General features: G+C 45.7%; 12 protein-coding genes. 11 read left to right on the forward strand and 1 reads right to left on the reverse strand.

The features are described 5' to 3' along the window. Nucleotides 1-53: 53 nt before the first annotated feature. The 11 genes from AC5JR3_RS13415 (at nucleotide 54) to AC5JR3_RS13465 (ending at nucleotide 16,651) form a co-directional block, all read left to right on the forward strand. The gene (locus tag AC5JR3_RS13415) at nucleotides 54-974 is read left to right on the forward strand and encodes a glycosyltransferase (protein WP_495846748.1); all 921 of its coding nucleotides are present in this window, start codon (nucleotides 54-56) and stop codon (nucleotides 972-974) included. Between the two features lie 98 nt (nucleotides 975-1,072). Next, nucleotides 1,073-2,182, forward strand: a complete 1,110-nt coding sequence (locus AC5JR3_RS13420) for a polysaccharide pyruvyl transferase family protein (RefSeq protein ID WP_495846750.1) — start codon at nucleotides 1,073-1,075, stop codon at nucleotides 2,180-2,182. A gap of 17 nt (nucleotides 2,183-2,199) precedes the next feature. Continuing rightward, complete coding sequence (locus tag AC5JR3_RS13425; RefSeq protein ID WP_495846752.1) at nucleotides 2,200-4,005, forward strand: asparagine synthase-related protein; 1,806 nt, start codon at nucleotides 2,200-2,202, stop codon at nucleotides 4,003-4,005. After that, complete coding sequence (locus AC5JR3_RS13430; RefSeq protein WP_495846753.1) at nucleotides 4,005-5,222, forward strand: hypothetical protein; 1,218 nt, start codon at nucleotides 4,005-4,007, stop codon at nucleotides 5,220-5,222. Before AC5JR3_RS13425 ends, AC5JR3_RS13430 begins: the two co-directional genes overlap by 1 nt. A 116-nt stretch (nucleotides 5,223-5,338) precedes the next feature. Further along, nucleotides 5,339-7,357 carry a molecular chaperone HtpG gene (htpG, locus tag AC5JR3_RS13435; RefSeq protein WP_495846754.1) on the forward strand — a complete coding sequence of 673 codons (2,019 nt, stop codon included), beginning with the start codon at nucleotides 5,339-5,341 and terminating at the stop codon, nucleotides 7,355-7,357. A 175-nt stretch (nucleotides 7,358-7,532) separates the two neighbouring features. Then, the gene (gene rpmB, locus AC5JR3_RS13440) at nucleotides 7,533-7,769 is read left to right on the forward strand and encodes a 50S ribosomal protein L28 (RefSeq protein WP_495846756.1); all 237 of its coding nucleotides are present in this window, start codon (nucleotides 7,533-7,535) and stop codon (nucleotides 7,767-7,769) included. 828 nt (nucleotides 7,770-8,597) lie between these two features. Beyond that, nucleotides 8,598-13,244: a hormogonium polysaccharide biosynthesis protein HpsA gene (gene hpsA / locus AC5JR3_RS13445; RefSeq protein ID WP_495846758.1), complete on the forward strand. Its 4,647-nt coding sequence runs from the start codon at nucleotides 8,598-8,600 to the stop codon at nucleotides 13,242-13,244. Between the two features lie 58 nt (nucleotides 13,245-13,302). Beyond that, nucleotides 13,303-14,034, forward strand: coding sequence for a hormogonium polysaccharide secretion pseudopilin HpsB (hpsB, locus tag AC5JR3_RS13450; RefSeq protein WP_495846760.1), 732 nt, complete (start codon nucleotides 13,303-13,305; stop codon nucleotides 14,032-14,034). A gap of 65 nt (nucleotides 14,035-14,099) precedes the next feature. After that, a complete protein-coding gene (gene hpsC / locus AC5JR3_RS13455; RefSeq protein WP_495846762.1) occupies nucleotides 14,100-15,062 on the forward strand; it encodes a hormogonium polysaccharide secretion pseudopilin HpsC in 963 nt (320 codons plus the stop codon). Between the two features lie 55 nt (nucleotides 15,063-15,117). Continuing rightward, nucleotides 15,118-15,834 carry a pilus assembly FimT family protein gene (locus AC5JR3_RS13460; protein ID WP_495846764.1) on the forward strand — a complete coding sequence of 239 codons (717 nt, stop codon included), beginning with the start codon at nucleotides 15,118-15,120 and terminating at the stop codon, nucleotides 15,832-15,834. Nucleotides 15,835-16,045: 211 nt separating this feature from the next. Next, entirely contained in the window at nucleotides 16,046-16,651 is a 606-nt protein-coding gene (locus tag AC5JR3_RS13465; RefSeq protein ID WP_495846766.1) for a pilus assembly FimT family protein, read from the forward strand. Between the two features lie 296 nt (nucleotides 16,652-16,947). On the opposite strand, the gene glgB is transcribed toward AC5JR3_RS13465, so the two are convergent. After that, nucleotides 16,948-19,248 (reverse strand): 1,4-alpha-glucan branching enzyme, encoded by a 2,301-nt coding sequence (gene glgB / locus AC5JR3_RS13470; protein ID WP_495846768.1) that lies wholly within the window; start codon nucleotides 19,246-19,248, stop codon nucleotides 16,948-16,950. Between the last annotated feature and the right edge of the window lie 192 nt (nucleotides 19,249-19,440).

A 19,440-nucleotide genomic window follows, 5' to 3' on the forward strand; every position in this document is an offset into this window, starting at 1 on the left:
CAGGTTTACTTTGTGTAGCTGTGGTTTGAACCGCCAATCCATCTTGAGCTTGTATGAACTCTAATCCCTTAATCTCGGTGGCAGTCTGTACCTATAACCGAGCCGACCGCTTAATTTTCACCCTTGAGGGGCTTTGCTGCCAGTCGTTGCCAATTGAACAGTTTGAAGTTTTAGTTGTGGATAACGCTTCCACAGATAATACTCAGGAAATCTGCAAAACCTTCGCCACCAAGCTACCCAATTTTCATTACATCTACGAACCAGTTCAAGGACTATCGAAAGCAAGAAATACCGCTCTCCATCAGGCGAGAGGGGAATACCTCGCTTACTTGGATGATGATGCTATCCCTTGCGAGAACTGGTTAGAAACAATCTTGCAGACTTTTCAAACCGTTGAGCCAAAACCTGTTTGTGTTGGTGGACTAATTTCCCCCCTCTGGGAAATTCCCAAACCAGATTGGGTGCATGAATATATAGAACCGCTTTTTAGTATTCTCGACTATGGCAGTCAGCCCTGCTGGTTTAGTTACCCGAAGTTTCCCTACGGGGCGAATATGACTTATCGACGTGAGGCTCTTTGCCAACTAGGAGGCTTCAGCGAACAACTAGGTCGTCAGGGAAAAAACTTGCTTTCTGAAGAAGAACGCCTGCTCAATCGTTTACTAGAAAAACAGGGAGAGCGATTTTACTACAATCCCCAAGCCTCAGTTCAGCACTGGATTCCCAAGGAACGTATCAACCCTGTTTGGATAATCCGCCGCAGTTATTGGCAAGGAAGATCGGAAGCCTTAGTTGACCAAATACTAGGAAAATCTTTTACTCAACAACGCTGGAATAGCATTTGGACAGTGATGAACTGGATGAACCTCAGAAGGCTGGTTGCTCAAGTTTTACCCGATCCCAAAATTCGCATCAAAACGCGAGTCTGGCTGGCGTGGAGTTGGGGATACTTTTCTCAAGCTTGGTTTCAGTAAATTTCCTCAAGCATCGGTACTTCAGGTAGCTTAAACTGTGACACAGTGCTACAAACGCTCCGTTTACTCCTTTCCTGTGGGGAAATTTAGAGCCTGATATGACAGATCTTTCAACCCCAACCAAGATTAAAGAACTGCTGCATCAAGCTTGTGGGAACTTAGAATCCTTTGAGCAATGTGCGTTGTTAGATTATCCCGACTATCTCAATATTGGCGATCATCTAATCTGGCTAGGCACGGTTTTCTATTTAACAGATGTTTTAAAAACAAAAATTAACTACACGGCAAGTATCAAGGATTTTTCCGGAGAGTTAATGGAGCAAAAGGTCGGAAAATCTCCTATCTTCCTAAATGGTGGTGGGAACTTGGGGGATCTTTGGCTCCCTTATCAGCAGTTTCGCGAATATATTATTTCTCATTATCAAGACCGCCCCGTTATCATATTGCCTCAAACAATTTATTTTGAGAACAAAGAAAATTTAATAAACACTGCCAAGATTTTTAACTCACATCCAAACCTAATTTTATTTGTCAGAGACAATTACAGCTATGACATTGCTCACAAATTTTTCCATAACTGCCGGATAATTAAAGCGCCTGACATGGCTTTTCAAATGGTAAATATGCCAGAGCTGGGTTTGCCTGTAGAACAAAATAAAACTATCTTGTATCACTGTAGGCAAGACCGTGAGTTTAATCAGCGCTTTTCTCCAGAGTTGGTAAACCTTCCAAATCTTGTAGTAGAAGATTGGATTTCCTACCAGTGGATTACTCGTGAAATGCTGACCAGTTCTTCAGCTTTGTACTGGAAACTACCAGGAATGGTCAAGCTAGTTCGGGAAGGGTGGCAGCAAAGACTATCGCGCCCCTTAGAGTGGTTATCTCGGAATCAATGGCAAAGTTTGATAGAGCATAAAAACAAATTTGACGCTATTTATAAGCCAGAGAGACAGCTAGAATCATGGAGTTTATTGCATAGTGGAATTTACCAGTTTAAGCGTCATCAATTAGTAATAACTAACCGATTGCATGGTCATATTCTCTGCCTGCTATTAGAGATTCCCCATGTTTTCTTAAGTAACTCTTACCACAAAAATGATTCTTTTTATGAAACATGGACTAGTCAAATTCCCTTTTGTCGATTTATTAAGGATGCTTCTCAGATAAATGAAGCGGTTAAAGAACTCAGAGAAAAGTTTATAAATTAGTAATTGATGTTGATTTTATGGCAAATTTTGTTGTAGTTGTAGATCCTGATCTAGATAGGCGCTCGCGTTTCGTTCAAACTATCAAACCTTTACTTCCTCCAGTAGAAGGCTTAGTCACCAATATGAGCGCGGTTGGAGACTTTCACTGCGTTTGGGCAGCGAATCCTAATGCTCCCATTAGCAAGATAGGTGATGATGATGGCGCAGCGGTAATTTGGGGAGAAGCAATCGTTCAAGGTGAATCGACTCGTATGGATGCCTTTAATTTAAGGCGACAGTGGAAAGAATCACCCAAAGAGAGCTTACCTTTTTTCGATGGTTTTCATGCGATCGCGCTTTTTCATCCTCATTTTGGACTAGCTGTAAGTGCAGACATTCTGGGACTCTTTCCCATCTACTACTACACCCACAAAAACGTTGCCTTAGTCGCTTCTAGCCCCGAACTTTTTCGCTACCACCCACTCTTTAAACCAGAGTTTAACCCCGCTGGCTTAGTCGGAATTCTTCTGACAAATGGATTGGTTGATGGACAAACTTTATGGAAGGGAGTTAAACGGCTAGATGCTGGACATTCCCTCCATTGGCAATCGTCGCAAGCTCCCAAAGAATACAAACAATACGAAATACCAGGAAATAGCGAAAATGACTCCTACAGCAATCTTTCATTCTTAGAGCATCTAGATATCCTCGATCAAACTCTTGACGAAACCCTCAAGCGTCACGTCTTAGATTCGGAGAAATACGCTCTCATGTTATCTGGAGGGCTTGATTCCCGGATGCTAGCTGGTTTCCTTCACCGCCAAGGCAAAAAGCCTATCGCTTTAACCTTTGGAAACAAAAGTGATATAGAAATGCAGTGTGCCATTCCAGTTGCTCGCGCCCTTAGCTTAAAACATGTTACTGCTAACACTGGATTAGGTAACTACCCTTTCTATGTTGACCTAATCGCTAAGTGGGAACATCTTGCTAGTGGCTGTAACGGTATTCGGCGTAGTGGAATGTACTCTGAGTTGAACAACGTAGCAAATAGAGCTATTGCAGGTTATTCACTCGGCCCGATATTAGGAGTTAAATTAGCCTACCCGCAATCAAAACAAGCTCCATCATTTACAGATTTCTTTAGTAGTGGTATCAACCGTTGGGGCTTATCGCCACAGTTGCTAGATAAACTACTGAACAAAAAAGTATTTGGCAACTTAGTACCAGAGACTCTAAATCGCCTTCAATGCATTTATGACCAATACTCTGATGAAAATTTTAGGCGGGCGTGGTGGTTTGATATTTATCATCGCCAAAGGTTTCATATCGGTTCTTCTGGGTGGAAGCTCTGTTTTGGGGTTTGGCCAACGCTACCACATCTAGATTGGCAGCTTTTAAAAACTACTGCTGTTTTACCTCCTAAGAGCGTTGGTAATCGACGCGGTCAAAATGAACTGCTGTGTTCTCGATTTCCAAAGCTAGCTGCACTACCTCTGGATCGTAATGATTTCAATGTTGAGCCACTTCTACCGAGCCGTACCCGACAGCGAATAAATTATTTGTTTCGCTTGCAGCGAAAATGGAGACGCTGGCAGCATAAATTAGGATATGAGCGACGCTACTACTACCGAGTGTATGACATCAATAACGCCGGGTGGTCAAGTGTGCGGCATCACGTAGAACCTTATAAAGAAGTGGTACAGCATCTTTTTCATCAATCAGCATTGGAGGCATTACTTCCACCACCTGATTGTCAAATGATGTTGAATGATGACTTGATTGCTGGTGCTTCTGGGCGCAAAGCTTTGTTAGGATTCTTGCTCTGGTCAAAAAATCACCTGTAATGCTACAAACTCATATCTGGCAAGAAGCATCTGTTGAAGCTAATGGCTCAGTTACGGTTAGTGCCAAGATTGAGCTTCCTAAAAAATCTCTTCGTTTGTGGTACAGCATCCCCGTTGAGTTTAGTACTCTACTTACCGATAGCTGTGACCCATTTTTAGTGGCGATGATGTTGCCAGCAATGCGGCATTCAGCACCATTGATCGTTCATGGCAAAGTTTCGCCCTCACTCCTGCAAAATTTAGTGGAGTTTCAAGCTGCTTGGGCTTGCTGGCGCCCTAATGAGTATTACCCCATTGAAATCTCTGCCGAAGTAGAGGAAGAAATACCTATTATTGCCTCAGAAGTAGCAGTTGCTGCTTTCTCCGGGGGAGTCGATAGCTGCTTTACCGCATTTCGCCACCGTGAGAATCGCTGTGGCAGACAAGCACGCAACTTACAAGCCGGATTAATGGTTCATGGGTTTGATATTCCCTTAGAAGAATCTTTGGTATTTGATAGAGCCGCTGAAAAGTCAAGATTAATCTTGGACAGCTTAGGAATGAAGTTAATTCCGATAGCAACCAATTATCGACAGGTGCTGCCAAGCATCAATTGGCTAGATGCCTATGGACCCGCGATCGCTTCTAGTTTAATGTTGCTTTCAAGAAGCTATAACGTTGGTTTAATCGGTAGCGCCTTCTCTTACCACAATCTGCTGTTGCCTCGTGGCTCTAACCCAGTTACCGATCCGTTCCTATCCAGCAAAGCTTTTCAAATTATTCATGATGGTGCCGGCTTTGATCGTTTAGGGAAAATCAAGGAAATTGGTCACTGGCAAGAAGCGACTCAACATTTGAGAGTGTGCTGGCAAGGCGCTCAAAAAGACCGTAATTGTGGGCGATGCGAGAAGTGTATTCGGACAATTCTAGGTTTTCGCGCCCTAGGCTTGAGTAAGCCTGCTTGCTTTGATCAAGATGTAACAGACGAGCAAATTATAGGGATCAAGGGATTAACTGCAATTCAGCTTTATGAAATGGAGTTAATTTTACAAGCAGTGAAAGGCTCTGTGACAGATTCCTGGGTTAATGCCTTGGAAAAGTGCATTACTCGTAACCGTCGCCAAATGGTACGGGAACAGAACTGGACAACCCTAAAACAGAGCTTACCCCCGACTCTACTAAAGCAGTGGCGATCGCTACAGTTGCGCCTGTCTTCTCAATCCCGCTATAAGGATTAACTCACTTCATAAAGTAGGGAGATCCGAATCCCTCTGAGGGGGTAATCCGAGAAGCAAAGTTCGGCAAAATCGCGCAAAATCAGTCTTAAAGTCCTTCTAATAATTGAGCCATACTTATGACAATCCTGGAACAGGGCAACATTACTATCCATACTGAGAACATCTTTCCCATCATCAAGAAGTCTCTCTACACCGATCATGAGATCTTCTTGCGGGAACTGATTTCTAACGCCGTGGATGCCATCCAGAAACTAAAGATGGTATCTTTTGCAGGCGAAGTTGACGGTGAGCTGGAGGAGCCGGAAATTGTCATTAACATTGATAAAGACAAAAAGACTCTCTCCATCTCTGACAACGGTATCGGCATGACCGCCGATGAGGTGAAACAATACATCAATCAAGTCGCCTTCTCCAGCGCTGAGGAATTCGTTCAGAAATATCAAAAAGACGCTGACCAGCAGATCATTGGTCACTTCGGTCTAGGCTTCTACTCCTCCTTTATGGTGGCGAGTCAGGTAGAAATCGATACCCTTTCCTATAAACAAGGAGCCACCGCCGTTCACTGGTCTTGTGACGGTTCGCCAGCCTTTCAACTTGAAGAGTCAAGCCTTAGCCAGCGCGGAACGACAGTAACTCTCACTCTCCAAGACGAAGAGATTGAGTATCTAGAACCGATTCGGATTCGACAGTTGGTGAAAACCTACTGCGATTTCATGCCAGTACCCATCAAGCTTGAGGGTGAAGTCCTTAACCAGCCCAAAGCTCTATGGAAAGAATCGCCCCAAAATCTGACTAAAGAAGACTACCTAGAGTTCTATAACTACCTGCACCCCTTCCAGGAAGAACCGCTTCTGTGGGTGCATCTGAACACCGACTATCCCTTCCTACTCAATGGCATCCTCTATTTCCCTAAGCTGAAGCCGGATGTGGATGTGACTAGGGGACAAATCAAGTTGTTCTGCAACCAGGTATTTGTCAGCGACCACTGTGAAGAAGTTATTCCCAGCTTCCTGATGCCACTACGGGGTGTTGTTGATAGTCCTGATATTCCGCTTAATGTCTCCCGTTCTGCCTTAACGAATGACCGCACAGTCAGGCGAATTTCTGACTATATTGCTCGGAAAGTAGGCGATCGCCTCAAAGAACTCTACAACGAAAATCGCCAAGAATACATTCGCTGCTGGCAAGACGTCGGCACCTTCGTCAAGTTTGGCTCCCTCAACGACGAAAAATTCAAAAAACAAATTGAAGATATCGTCATCTTCCGCAGTACTTATGAAGGAGAAAAACACGATAGCCAGAACACCCCCCCCGTAGCCACTCCAGAAACAGCTCCAGAAGTTGAAGTGCAATCCCAAGAAGGCGATGTCTGGCAAGATGTCACCTCAGCTACTCCCTCTGAACCTACCGTTACTCAGCAGGGAGAGACTTATACCACTCTCAAAGAGTACCTAGAACGCAACAAAGAGCATTATGAAAACCGCGTCTTCTATTGCACCGACCCGGTAGCCCAAGCGACCTATGTACAACTGCACAAGAATCAAGGTTTGGAAGTCCTGTTTATGGACTCCTTTATTGATACTCACTTCATCAGCTTCCTAGAGCGGGAATATTCTGATGTCAAGTTCTCTCGCGTAGACTCTGACTTAGATCAAACTCTGATTGACCAGGATCAGGCGGGAGAAATTGTTGACCCCACAACTAACAAAACCCGCAGCGAAGTAATTAAAGAGCTGTTTGAGACATCTCTTAATAAGCCAAAAGTTGACATTCGTACTCAGGCGCTCAAATCAGATGACCCCCAAGGAACTCCACCCGCAATGGTACTTTTACCAGAAGCCTTGCGACGACTACGGGATATGACGGCGCTCATGCAGCAACAAGCGGCACAGTTTCCCGAAGAACATGTCTTGGTTGTCAATACAGCGCACCCACTGATTGAGAACTTAGCCAAGCTGAGCCAAAGCAGTATTGTGCAGGGGGCAGGTCAGTCGCCTTCTGGTGAACTAGCTAACTTAATTTGTCAGCACGTTTATGATCTAGCACTGATGGCACAAAAAGGCTTTGATGCTGAGGGAATGAAGACGTTTGTGGAGCGGTCAAATCAGGTACTCACTCGCCTGACAGAGCGTTAGATAACGCCCACGCAGACAGGCTTAGTTTTATATAGCCCAAGGCTTCTAGCTTTTGGGCTTATCGTGTGACTCCTGATTTCGTAAAGGCACAAAGGGTTATGAGGCAGTAGAGCTTGCCAAGGAATTCAAAGGCTCTTGATATGATGGAGAATGGACTAAAATCTGGAGGAATCTCATGTCCCGTAAATGCGAACTAACAGGCAAAAGGGCAAACAATGCCTACGCTGTTTCCCACTCCCACCGACGCACGAAGAAGCTACAAGAAGCTAACTTGCAGTCTAAAAGAGTTTGGTGGACGGAAGGCAACCGTTGGGTGAAGCTCAAACTTTCTACTAAAGCAATCAAGACTTTAGAAAAGAAAGGTTTGCAAGCCATGGCAAACGAAGCGGGACTTAATCTAAATAAGTACTAAATTACCGAAGCAGGAGGAGAAAGCTGGTGCTGTTTTGGTAGATGAGCTGTGTCATCAAAAACTGCACCTAGCTTGCAAAGAAAGGCTTCCTCCTCTCTCCTACACTTAGGCGATCGCGTCAGTTGTTATCCAGCGATCGCTCCCCCAGCCCCCTTAGCAATCTACGATGTACAAACATCTTTGTACAGAACCGAAATCCTTAGAGATTCCCCCTCGCATCGCCCTTTTCAAGGGAGACTTTGACTCCGATTCCCCCCTTGCCAAGGGGGGCTAGGGGGGTAAAAAGGATAATTAGCAGGAACACCCCTACCGGAAAATCGTGACTTTCCAGTCTCATTTTGCCGCTTGATGTCTGGTATTGCTCAAAATACCTGCTCATGGCGGTTTTTTTTAATATTTTGCAAAAGCTTGATATTTTTTTTAGTCTAGCTGGGTAGTATAAAAGCAGTTAGTGGCATTACCAGCTTAATGCTGAGTTTTGCTAAAGACTGCCTATCCAAGGACTTAACCTACGCCTTTAGGCAGATGGCGAATAAAATAACTTCTATAATGAATCCCGCTGAATCTGCCATTCTCCGGAACATCACGGAAAACTTTAATGATTTAGCAACAGGATTAACAAAGCTATTTGTATCTTCCCGGTTGACGACAAGATTTGCAGTTGTTACGACAGAGTAGAAGCTGCTGGATTTAATGGAACTCTATTAAATCTTTATAAAATAGTCATCGGGTATTACTCAAAAATCTTTAATCGCCTCTACAGACCGTTACTGCATCGCGTTTTAACTCCATCTCCAAAGTATCTACATGTCTGACAGGAAACCTGCCATGTCACGCCGCAAAAAACCAGTCAACACGCTTCAGAAAATATTTCAGCACCTTTTGAGGTTAAGTAGAATCCTGACCAAAGGGTTGATGAACTGGCTGTTGCGAAGCTTAATGCTTCTGGGACGACGTCGCTCTTCAAATCTTGGTAGAGCCGGCTTTGTGCTGCCAACGGTGATCATGGTGATGCTGGTAGTCATTTTGCTGACTACAGCAATCATGATTCGTTCGTTTGACCGCTCGAAGAATGCCAGCAACTACCGGGTAAATGAGGCGGTTTTGAATGCCACCCAGCCCGCCTTAGACCGTGCTAAGGCGAAGATAAATCGTCTGTTTTCTGTAGATGAGACTAATAGACAAGGCAATACTCCCCCAGAATTCAACATTGCGGACATCCTTGAAGAGGAAGTTGGGTCGGAGGGTACCTATACCTTTGGAGATGAGATTCAGCTACAACTGGAAGCTGACTTTGATGGAACAGCGGGTATAAACACTAACGAAGAAACGCTGAAATCAGCTTGGAAGTTTCCGGTTGATACTGATAACAACGGTCGGTTTGATAGTTACACACTCTATGGAATTTATTTCCGTTACCCCGAAGGCAGGAAGAAAGGGCCATTAGAAGCTAGGGCGCTACCAATGTCTGGGGGGGCAACAGGGTGTTCTGTCGGGGCTGGCAACATAGCCGGTTGGTTTAGTACGGGTGGTAAGTCGAAGAAAGCATTTTTTACTTATGTTGCCACTGTGCCGATTACGGAAGAAGTTACCACCGCTGTCGTTACAGATTCAGGGAGAAGTATTCCACCGACTCAATTTGAAACTTATAGAGGTAATCGAGGCTTTTCTGCCTTGGAGCTACAACAAGACCAGGCAAGAATAGCGCTGGATAACAACGCTATCTGGTTTGATGATGATATTCAAGTTAGTAACGCTCCGACCTTTCGTGTCAATGGTCGAATCCACACCAACGGCAACTTGATGTTGCGGTCTGCTAATCCCCTAGAGCTGCATCAAGTCAGTAGCGCCTACTCCTGCTACTACGACCCAGACAACGCCAAGATTGTTGTTGCTGGTAACGTAGCGACTGGAGATATAAGAAATACCGATGCGGTGGCCAATGACAATGTCAAAGCTTATTTGTACAGAGGACAAGGTGTAACACCGGGCACCTCTAGCATCAATGACAAAAATAAGACGACTACAGCATTAGGCGGCGCAACCGTCGCCTACAACAAGACGGCTTATGATCAGCGCATTGGTGTAATGGTGAGGGGCGCTCTTAATCTATATGGTGGCGCTGACCCGGCAGTAGCAACCGTCACGGAAGTTAATGCCGTAGGCAGATATCCACAAGACCTCAAAGACTTTTTTAAAAGGAGGTTTGACGCTTCCGGAGAGCAAAACCTAGAGAATGTACTAGAGTCTTACTTTAAGCAACGGACTCGTCGAGTTCCCTATGCGGAAGTTCCTCTTAATGGAATAGCTACTGCAGTAAAACCGGCAACTACGGCAAAAACAGACGATCCGGCTTCTGGCGATTTTGTCTTTGGGAGTGCGGGTGAGATTAAACCGCCTCCAGAGTGGATGTTGATTGCAGATCCAGGTACTGGTGCTGTCGGAAACTACACTAATTTGGCGCTGAGGATTAATGCAACTGACGCCCAACCAATGGATTTGGAGGCAGTTGATCCAGATAAGGTAGCGGAAAGAAAGGAATCACTCATTGGCGATCGCATTTTAGTAGGTAACAACCTACCCTATCGCTGGTATAACGGTTCGACATTCCAAGAGCCAGGAATAAAACAGGATGTATTTAGTGACGGCTCGACAACTGCTGTCGCGTGGAATAAGGCGGATGGCACTGCTGACACAGGTAACCAGCGCAAACGCCCTAGTCGTGTGCAAATCTTGGATGACTTGGGTGATACCAGCCGGAATGGCTTCTGGGAACGAGCGGCTGCCAAAAACAGCCCTGCGTTTGACCAAGAACAACTGTCTGGTGGGTTGCGAGTGGTAACAGGTGCCGGAATTTACATTGATGGTTTAGATCAAGGAACAACTGGAACAGGAATACGCGGAACAAATTCCTTCTTGCCTGCTCCTCCAACTGTGGCAGCGTTAACAGCCGACGGCATAACTGGCTTACCAACAGGGGTAACTGATGCAAATGTGGTGTGGCCCGACACCATGCCGATGTATAAAGATGATGGCGACAACATTGTTAACGCCACAGACTTAAAAGGCGACCTGCAAATGCGGGCAACTGTCGTTTATCACTACGCCGCTAATAAAGGTAAAGACCAAACACCTATTGCTTGCATTAACAGTTACTATGACCCCACCACTGAAGCTACAGCCGGGGCATTTAATAACGGCAAAAATTACCCCATTCCAGCAAGAGACTACACCAATGCTAGGCTCGTAGCACAATCTAAGATGGTTTTCCCAGATGGACGCTGGGCAAATAAACCTTTGTATGATGCTCTAAACAGGGCTGTTGCTGATCGCACCCTTGCAGACAATGCAGCGGTTGATTCTGCCCTGTGCGCTCTGAGCATTTTAGATGGTGCAGCTGCTACACCTGTTCCGGCTGGAACTGCTGGTAAGGTAGCGGATGGTGCAATCAAAGAAGCGACTTTTCTAGATGCCAGACAAGTGAAGGCACTTCACAAGCCGAAGGAGGATGCTACCGGAAATCCTATTGCTGATGCTACGACACTCGCAAATGCTAGAACTCCGGAGCAACTGAGAATAGCTAAACTAGGAGCATTGACAACCGACTATGACTTGCCAATTGAACAGCGCCAACCTCTAGAAATACGGGTTACTGAGATCGATCTAAACTCACTCAGGACAACAACAATTGGTTTAGGAGAATACTTATTACCCAACAGCGGCATTATTTACGCTACACGGGATGATGCGCTACCAGATATTAGTGCTGGTGAGGGGAAGTTAGAAGGTGCCACAGACTTCAAACTCGATCCCACTCGTCGCCCTAATGGTATTCGACTAATTAACGGTCGCATTTTAGCCCGTGGCGCTAACAATGCATACAACGCTGATGAAAAGGGCTTGATTCTCGCCTCAGACTTGCCAGTCTATATCAAGGGAGAATTCAACCTCCACCAAGAGTTCGGAACTACTACTAGGTTAGAAGAGTTCAAGGCTTCAGATGCATTAGCAGCTAATTACAACAACTTCTATACCCGTGGTAGTACGGGAGCGAATAACAACCGTAATGACAAGTTTGCTTGCCGTCAAAACCAGCAAGGTTGCAGTGGTAACGGTGACCAGTGGCGTGCTGTAAGGATTCTCTCGGATGCTGTCACCCTGCTATCAGGAGACTTCAAGGATGGTGTTCGCAGTAATGGTAGCTACGACGTAAACAACAATGCTGGGAACTTAGCTGTAGAAAAGCGTCTGAAGAATGGCTTCTGGTGGAATGGGTTTGCTACCAGTAGACCTTACTGGAACACCACCCCCAACAGTGTTCCAGAACCAACAACACAGCTAACTTCCTATCTAGCAAATGGTGTAACACCAATTCAACGTCGGGTAAACTTCCCTGAGTACCGAATGGAAATTTGCCGGAAGCTCCCAGTCTCCGAATGTACTCCCACTGACTGGGATTTGGCAGGAGCAGGTACAACTGCAACACCACCAGCAGCTCTAGCCGATCAAATCTATCCCCGTCGAGTTGCTTTTGATAGAGATCCGGTTTCTAAAAATCTTCTTCCGGTTGGTGGCCCTTACCGACCTTTAGGGGTAGGTTGCCCAACTACTGGATGTATATACGGTGGTACAACAGTAGGTACTAACTATGGCACCCCTAATGACAATGCCCTTTGGTTCTGGACAACAAATTCCACTACCAATCCAGGAGCAATCGGCGATCGCGTTTACACCGCAAACCGACCGCTGTTCTATCTACCTCCTGCGGATTTAAATAACGATGGTACCCCTGACCCTGACGGTCAACCCCTGTTAGTACCAGTACTACAGCTACACTCTCCAAACGGAGCACCTGGTAATAACGGTACGGCTTTTAACGGTTACATCAACGACTCATGGATGCAGCGGGCTACAGAGACAAGATACAATGGCGTCTTCGTCATGGGCGACTCTCCCGCCAGACCAGCTAATGCTTCTTATGAAGCTGAGACTGGAGGCGGACTGGTTAACTTCCCACGTTTCTTAGAAGCCTGGGAGGCAGTAAATGAAGGCGCTCCAGCTGCAGCCAGAATCAATGGTAGCTTTATCCAATTCAAGAAGAGCCTCTTTGCTACTGCACCGTTTGAGGCAGTAGATAGCTTTACTGTAGACAACTCCCTCTTTTTCGACGGTGCAAATCCTGACCATACCAGTGCGAACTTTGGCGGATTAAACGACTACAGATACAGAGGTGGTGGTGCTTCCCGACGAGCACCCTACTACCGCGCACCTGACCGGGCATGGGGTTATGATGTTGGCTTGCTGTCTCAGACTCCTGATTTATTCTCCAAACGATTTGCCTCACCGGATGTCGGTACTCCTAACGAGTACTACCGAGAAGTGGGTCGAGATGACCCCTGGGTTGAAAGCTTGCTGTGTGGAGTGCACGTCAATGACCCGGACGAGCCTGCTGTTGAGGGGCTGTCCTGTTCCTAACCTCGATGATTACAGATAGTGAGGTAGCGTTTTTAAAGTCGTAGCTGGTGACCAAACGATGATGAAGCTCAAACTAAAGCAACTTCCACCCCAACCCAGTCAGTCAGGTTTCACGATTATTGAGTGTTTACTGGCAATTATCATAGTGGGGATTTTGATGACAGGAATTGCGCCTGCTATTGCTCTTTCTGTAGCAACTAGAGTGCAGGCGCGACGGGTAGAAATAGGAACCCAAGCGGCTAAAGCTTATATCAACAGCGTCCGTGGTAACCCAGACGCTGCTGTTAACCCGGACGCTGCGGCGATTACGGAAACAGTTTTCTTAGCGCCTGATGCTCAGAGAATTTTAACTGTAGACCCTCCTGCTGCCAGCACAAACATAGCTGCGCCCGCAGCTACTTTAGCCGCAGCAAGCTTAACCTGTGTCAATCTTGATAACACTGCTGGCTGTAGCACCAACAGTGCTAGAGACTTAGTAATTCAAGCATTTCGCAGTACCACTATCAACCCTCCTAGTTCCGACCCGGCAGTAAATGGAGCTGACAGAGCTAAAGGCTACCTTCTTGGGGTCAGAGTCTATCGAGCAGATGCCTTTGATGGTGGAAGCGCTCTTAACACTAGAGCTACTGTAGGTAGAGCAGGTAGACCATCAGCAACCTTTGCAGGGGGAGGTGGCGATCGTAAATCCCCATTGGTAGAAATGGTGACAGAGATTCCTCCCACTTCCAGTGATACCGCCTATAAGGATTTTTGCGATCGTCTCGGTGGCTGTAAAGCTCCTTCTCCATAAATCAGAAAACTGATAGTCAAACTTCAACAGCTCATTACTTGTAGGCACAGGGAGTAAACCGCAAAATGACCGCTTTAATTAGATTTGTTCTTAACAGTCAGCCAAAGCGAAAACGATCTCAATTAGACGGAAACATTAGCGGCTTTACTCTAATTGAGCTGCTAGTTGGGCTACTTCTAGCATTCCTCGTCATTGGTCCTTTGCTAGGGTTCATGGTTAATATCCTGGATACAGACCGCAAAGAACAAGCCAAGACAACTTCAGAACAGGAAATTCAATCGGCATTAGATTACATTGCTAGAGACTTAGAGCAGGCTGTTTACATTTATGATGCGCCTGGAGTAGCGGCGATAGGAGCTCAACTGCCTCCTACGGTTGCACCTACCACTGTCGATGGAGTCCCAGTTCTCGTATTTTGGAAGCGACAGTTCATACCAAATGCTTTTGACATGGGGGGCAGTACATTTGACGATGCATTTGTTTACTCCCTTGTTGCTTACTACCTGATTAAAGATAGTAGCTGTGTTGCTACCTCAACTTGGTCTTGTGCTGCTCGCATTGGTAGGTTTCAAATTAAAGATAGTGTGAATGCCTCAAATGGTGCGGAAGTGAGAGCTGCCGATCCAGGTTTTAAGCGTTTTGACCTCACCCTAAATAAGCCGACCCTGGCAGAGAAGATGAATCTTTGGACAAAAGGGACTAGTAATTACACTAGCAACGTTGATACTCTGATTGATTTTGTTGACCAAAGCACGACAGGGGGATTTCCTACACCATCTTGCCCAACAGTTACACAGCAAGTACCTAGTTACACAGGCACTGGGGCAGTTGCCGCTCGATTTCAAACAAGTAGCTTCTACGCTTGTGTAGACTCAAGTAAAACAACAGCGCAAGTTTTTCTAAGAGGTAACTCCTTAGCTCGCATCAGACCAAAAACTGCCGTTCCTACTTACAGTGCCAGTAACTCTGCCTATTTCCCTAGTGCCAATGTCACAGTGAAAGGACGTGGTTTACTCGGTGATAACTAATTTCTAGAATTGTTAATCGAACAGCCACTTCCACATCAAAAGTTGGGTAGGTATTATGAAAAACATAGCTTTATTACTAAATTTTATACAAAAGTCTCAAAACAGAAAAATTAAACACACAGAGTCGTTGCCTCAAAGCAATGCCGGGTTTACTCTTATTGAACTCATAGTCGTCGTGGTAATGGTCGGCGTTTTAGCGACAATTGCTGCTCCGAGTTGGTTGACTTTTCTCAACCAACGACGAGCAAGTGCAACTAATGACTTTATTTTTAGACAGTTACAGGAAGCTCAAAATCAAGCCAAAAAAACTAAACTAAGCTACAGCTTCAGTTTTAAGGTAGAAGGTGACACTCCCTTTGTGGCTGTTCATCGTCGGGATAACGCTTCACCTCAGTGGCAGTCCTTGGGTAAGGAGTTAGGAATCAAGCCTGGGCAAGTGATACTTGGTAGCAATATTACTACCAGTACTGATGGTAGTGTTAGCAAAGAAAATAATGCTAGTTCTTCACTGATATATTCCACCTCAGGTAATGCTCCTGTCAGAACAATTACCTTTGATTATTTAGGCAGTTTACCGCCTGAGTCAGATCTCGACGGCAATAATAATGGGACTTCTGAAGGTTTAATTATAGTGACAGCGGTACCTAGAGGAAGTAGTTCTAAAGAAGCAATCCCCTCAACACGGAGATGCGTCAAGGTAAGTACTCTTTTAGGCTCAATTCAAACAGGAAGAAAAATATCAGAATCAGGAGAAGTTCAATGCTTACCATGAATATAAAAAAATAGTTTATAACAGCATTATTTTATAAAAAGACAACCTAAAAGGCTCTGATGTTTTCAACTCAGAGCTTTTTGCTTTTCAGGGTTTTTACTGTTTTTTCTCCAGTTAATGAAAGTAAAACTTGTATAGACTCTCAATGAATTTCAAACTTTTGAATAAATTGAGTTAGCCGAGAAAGTTTTAAATATCAGGGTGGTTCTAAGTGAGACGTTGCTCTTTTATCGGCAAAGGACTGCATTCATCAACAGCTGGATATACGCTCCTGGAACTTATCATTGTAGGAGTGCTGATTGGGATTTTGGGCGCGATCGCTGCTCCGAGTTGGCTGACGTTTTTGAACCTTCAAACCCTCAACACTGGTCAAAATCAAGTCTATCGAGCCATGCAAGCCGCTCAAAGCAACGCCAAGCGAGACAAACTAACTTGGCAAACAAGCTTTCAAGAAGTAACAGTTAATGACAGGGTTGTTGTGCAGTGGGCAGTACATCCGGCTAAACCAGGAACATTTATTCCGTCAGGGGTTAGGTGGAATAATCTTGGAACAAATCTTCGCATCGATAAAAAGAAGAACGATAAAGGTGAATATGAGACAACCCTTGACAGCCCAGGAAACAAAACAATAGAAGGGCCTTGGAGAGTTCAGTTTAACTACCACGGCAATACTAACGGGCAGCTAGGGAGGATTGCGCTACGCACTCCGTACACTGGCAAAATAAAGCGTTGCGTTATTGTCTCTACTCTGATTGGGACAGTACGCACGGCAAAAGAGCGTCCTAAACCAAATAAAGAGGGTAAATATTGCTATTAAATTGAGCAGCGAGGTCAGTCATTAGTTCTGACAATACCCGCAGCGCTGAAGCCAGAGGCTATAGGTAAACAAACCTGCCGACTCAAGCCCTCTGCTTTAGACTACATAGACAGGTTTTGAATACAATAGCCCCAGGATATGCGCCATGGGGCTTAAGTTGAATATCACTGAAACAAACTGGGGCTAGATCCCCGACCTCATTAAGAAGTCAGGGATCTGAGCAACAAGCTTTGCTTAAGTCAGTGCCTTTGGGCTTGAGTTGATCCTCTTTTCACCCGTCCTACAAAGATCATTCCCTATTGCCCAGCTTGCCGCATCGCTGCGGCTGTTTTCTCCCGGTCTAACTTCAACACCAGCACGCCCAAAGGAGGCAAGCACAAATCCAGGGAGTAGGGACGAGTGTGGAACGACCATTCATCCGTCCACTTCCCGCCCAGATTCCCCATATTGCTGCCACCGTACTCGCGGGCGTCGCTGTTGAAGAGTTCGGTGTAGAACCCTGGCTGCGGTACGCCGACGCGGTAATGGCTGTGAGGTTGCGGTGTGAAGTTGCAGACGGTGACGATAAACTCCTCGGAATCTTTAGCGTAACGAATAAACGAGACAACACTATGGCGATTGTCGCTACAGTCAATCCACTCAAAGCCATCTTGACTAAAATCTTGAGTGTGGAGTGCGATTTCTTGTTTATATAGCTGATTCAACTCAGTCATAAACTGCTTGAGTTGTTGATGGGAGGAGTACTGCAACAAGTGCCACTCCAAGTCTCCCCAGACATTCCACTCACTCCACTGACCAAACTCCATGCTCATGAAGAGAGTCTTCTTGCCAGGGTGAGTAAACATGTAGGCAAATAAACAGCGCACATTGGCAAACTTTTGCCACTCATCACCCGGTATCTTTCCTAGAAGATTGCTCTTGCCATGAACTACCTCATCGTGAGACAGCGCCAGCATAAAATTTTCTGTAAACGCATACCAGATGCTAAAGGTGACGTTGTTTTGATGGAACTGGCGGAACCAGGGGTCCATGCTGAAGTAGTCCAGCATGTCGTGCATCCAGCCCATGTTCCACTTCAAGTTGAAGCCTAAGCCGCCGACGTAGGTTGGCCAAGATACCATTGGCCATTCTGTGGACTCTTCCGCAATTGAGAGCACGCCGGGAAAGTAGCTAAAAATGATGTGGTTAGTCTGGCGCAGGAAGTCAGCCGCCTCAATATTTTCTCGACCACCGTATTGATTTGGGAGCCATTCCCCTTCAGGACGGAGGTAATCGAGGTAAAGCATGGAAGCCACTGCGTCTACCCGAATGCCGTCAATGTGATATTTATCAAACCAGAACAGGGCATTGGCTGCAAGGAAGTTCCGGACTTCGTTGCGGTTATAGTTGAAGACTAAGGTGCCCCACTCTTTATGCTCGCCCTTGCGGGGGTCAGCGTGTTCGTAAAGGTGGGTGCCATCAAAAAAGGCTAACCCGTGACCATCTTTAGGGAAGTGACCAGGTACCCAATCCACAATGACACCAATGCCGTTTTCGTGGCACTGGTCTACAAAATACATAAAGTCTTCTGGCGTTCCATAGCGAGACGTGCAGGCATAGTACCCTGTTACCTGATACCCCCAAGACCCATCAAAGGGATGCTCGGCAATTGGTAGCAGCTCAATATGGGTAAATCCTGAGTCTTTAACATAGGGAATTAGCTGTTCTGCCAGTTCCCGGTAAGTGAGGAAACGCGCTCCCGGTTTTAGTTCTGAGACAGTAACGACTGGGGCATCCTCACCGTTAGGCAGTTTGGCGGGTTCAGTAGAAGAGCCATGGAGCCAGGAACCCAGGTGAACTTCATAAACAGAAATTGGCTGCGTCAGGGGTTCGGTATGACGCCGCTGTTCCATCCACTCAGTATCGTTCCACTTGTAAGTATTGAGGTCAGTAACAATCGATGCGGTCTTTGGTCGCACCTCTTGATAAAAACCGTAGGGATCTGACTTTTCGTAGATGTGACCGTCGTAGTTTTTGATCTCATACTTGTAGCGATCGCCAGCGCTCAATCCAGGAATAAATAAATCCCAAATGCCGGTATGACCTTTCCGCATCTGGTGTTTTCGCCCATCCCAGAAATTAAAGTCTCCCATGACGGAGACATTACGGGCATTAGGTGCCCAGAGAGCAAAGTAAACACCTTTGACACCGTTGATTTCTGCCAAGTGAGCGCCGAGTTTTTCGTAAATTCGATGATGGTTCCCTTCACTGAATAAATGCAGGTCAAAGTCAGTCAGTAGGGGAGAGGGAAAAGCGTAGGGGTCGTAGATGACTCGTTCGTGTTCTCCTTCCTGGATGCGTAGCTGATAATTTACAAGTTCAGGTGCTTCAATCATGCACTCAAAAAAATGAGGATGATGCACCGATTGCATAGGATACTCTTTTCGCTCTTCTGGACGAACGACCCAGACCGCATCGGCATTGGGTAGATAGGCTCTTACCACCCAGCTAGTTTTGCCATTCTGCTCAATCAGATGGGAACCCAGGACTTCAAAAGGGTCATGATGTTGGTTCCAAACAATTTTGTCAATTTGGTCAGGGGCAATCGTTGGGGACATTCAGCTATCTACCTCAATGAACATTGGTCAAGAGCGCTTCAATTGTAATATTTATATACATTTTTGCTTTTTTCTACAGAGCTTTATCCAGCCTAGTAGAGCAGCAGGATTCCATAAATATTGCTAATAGTGTATTTCTATCTTGCCAATCCCTCTAACGTTGAAGTGGGTTATCAGCGACGGGGCAAGAAA

The sequence above is a fragment of the Kastovskya adunca genome, assembly GCF_059505785.1.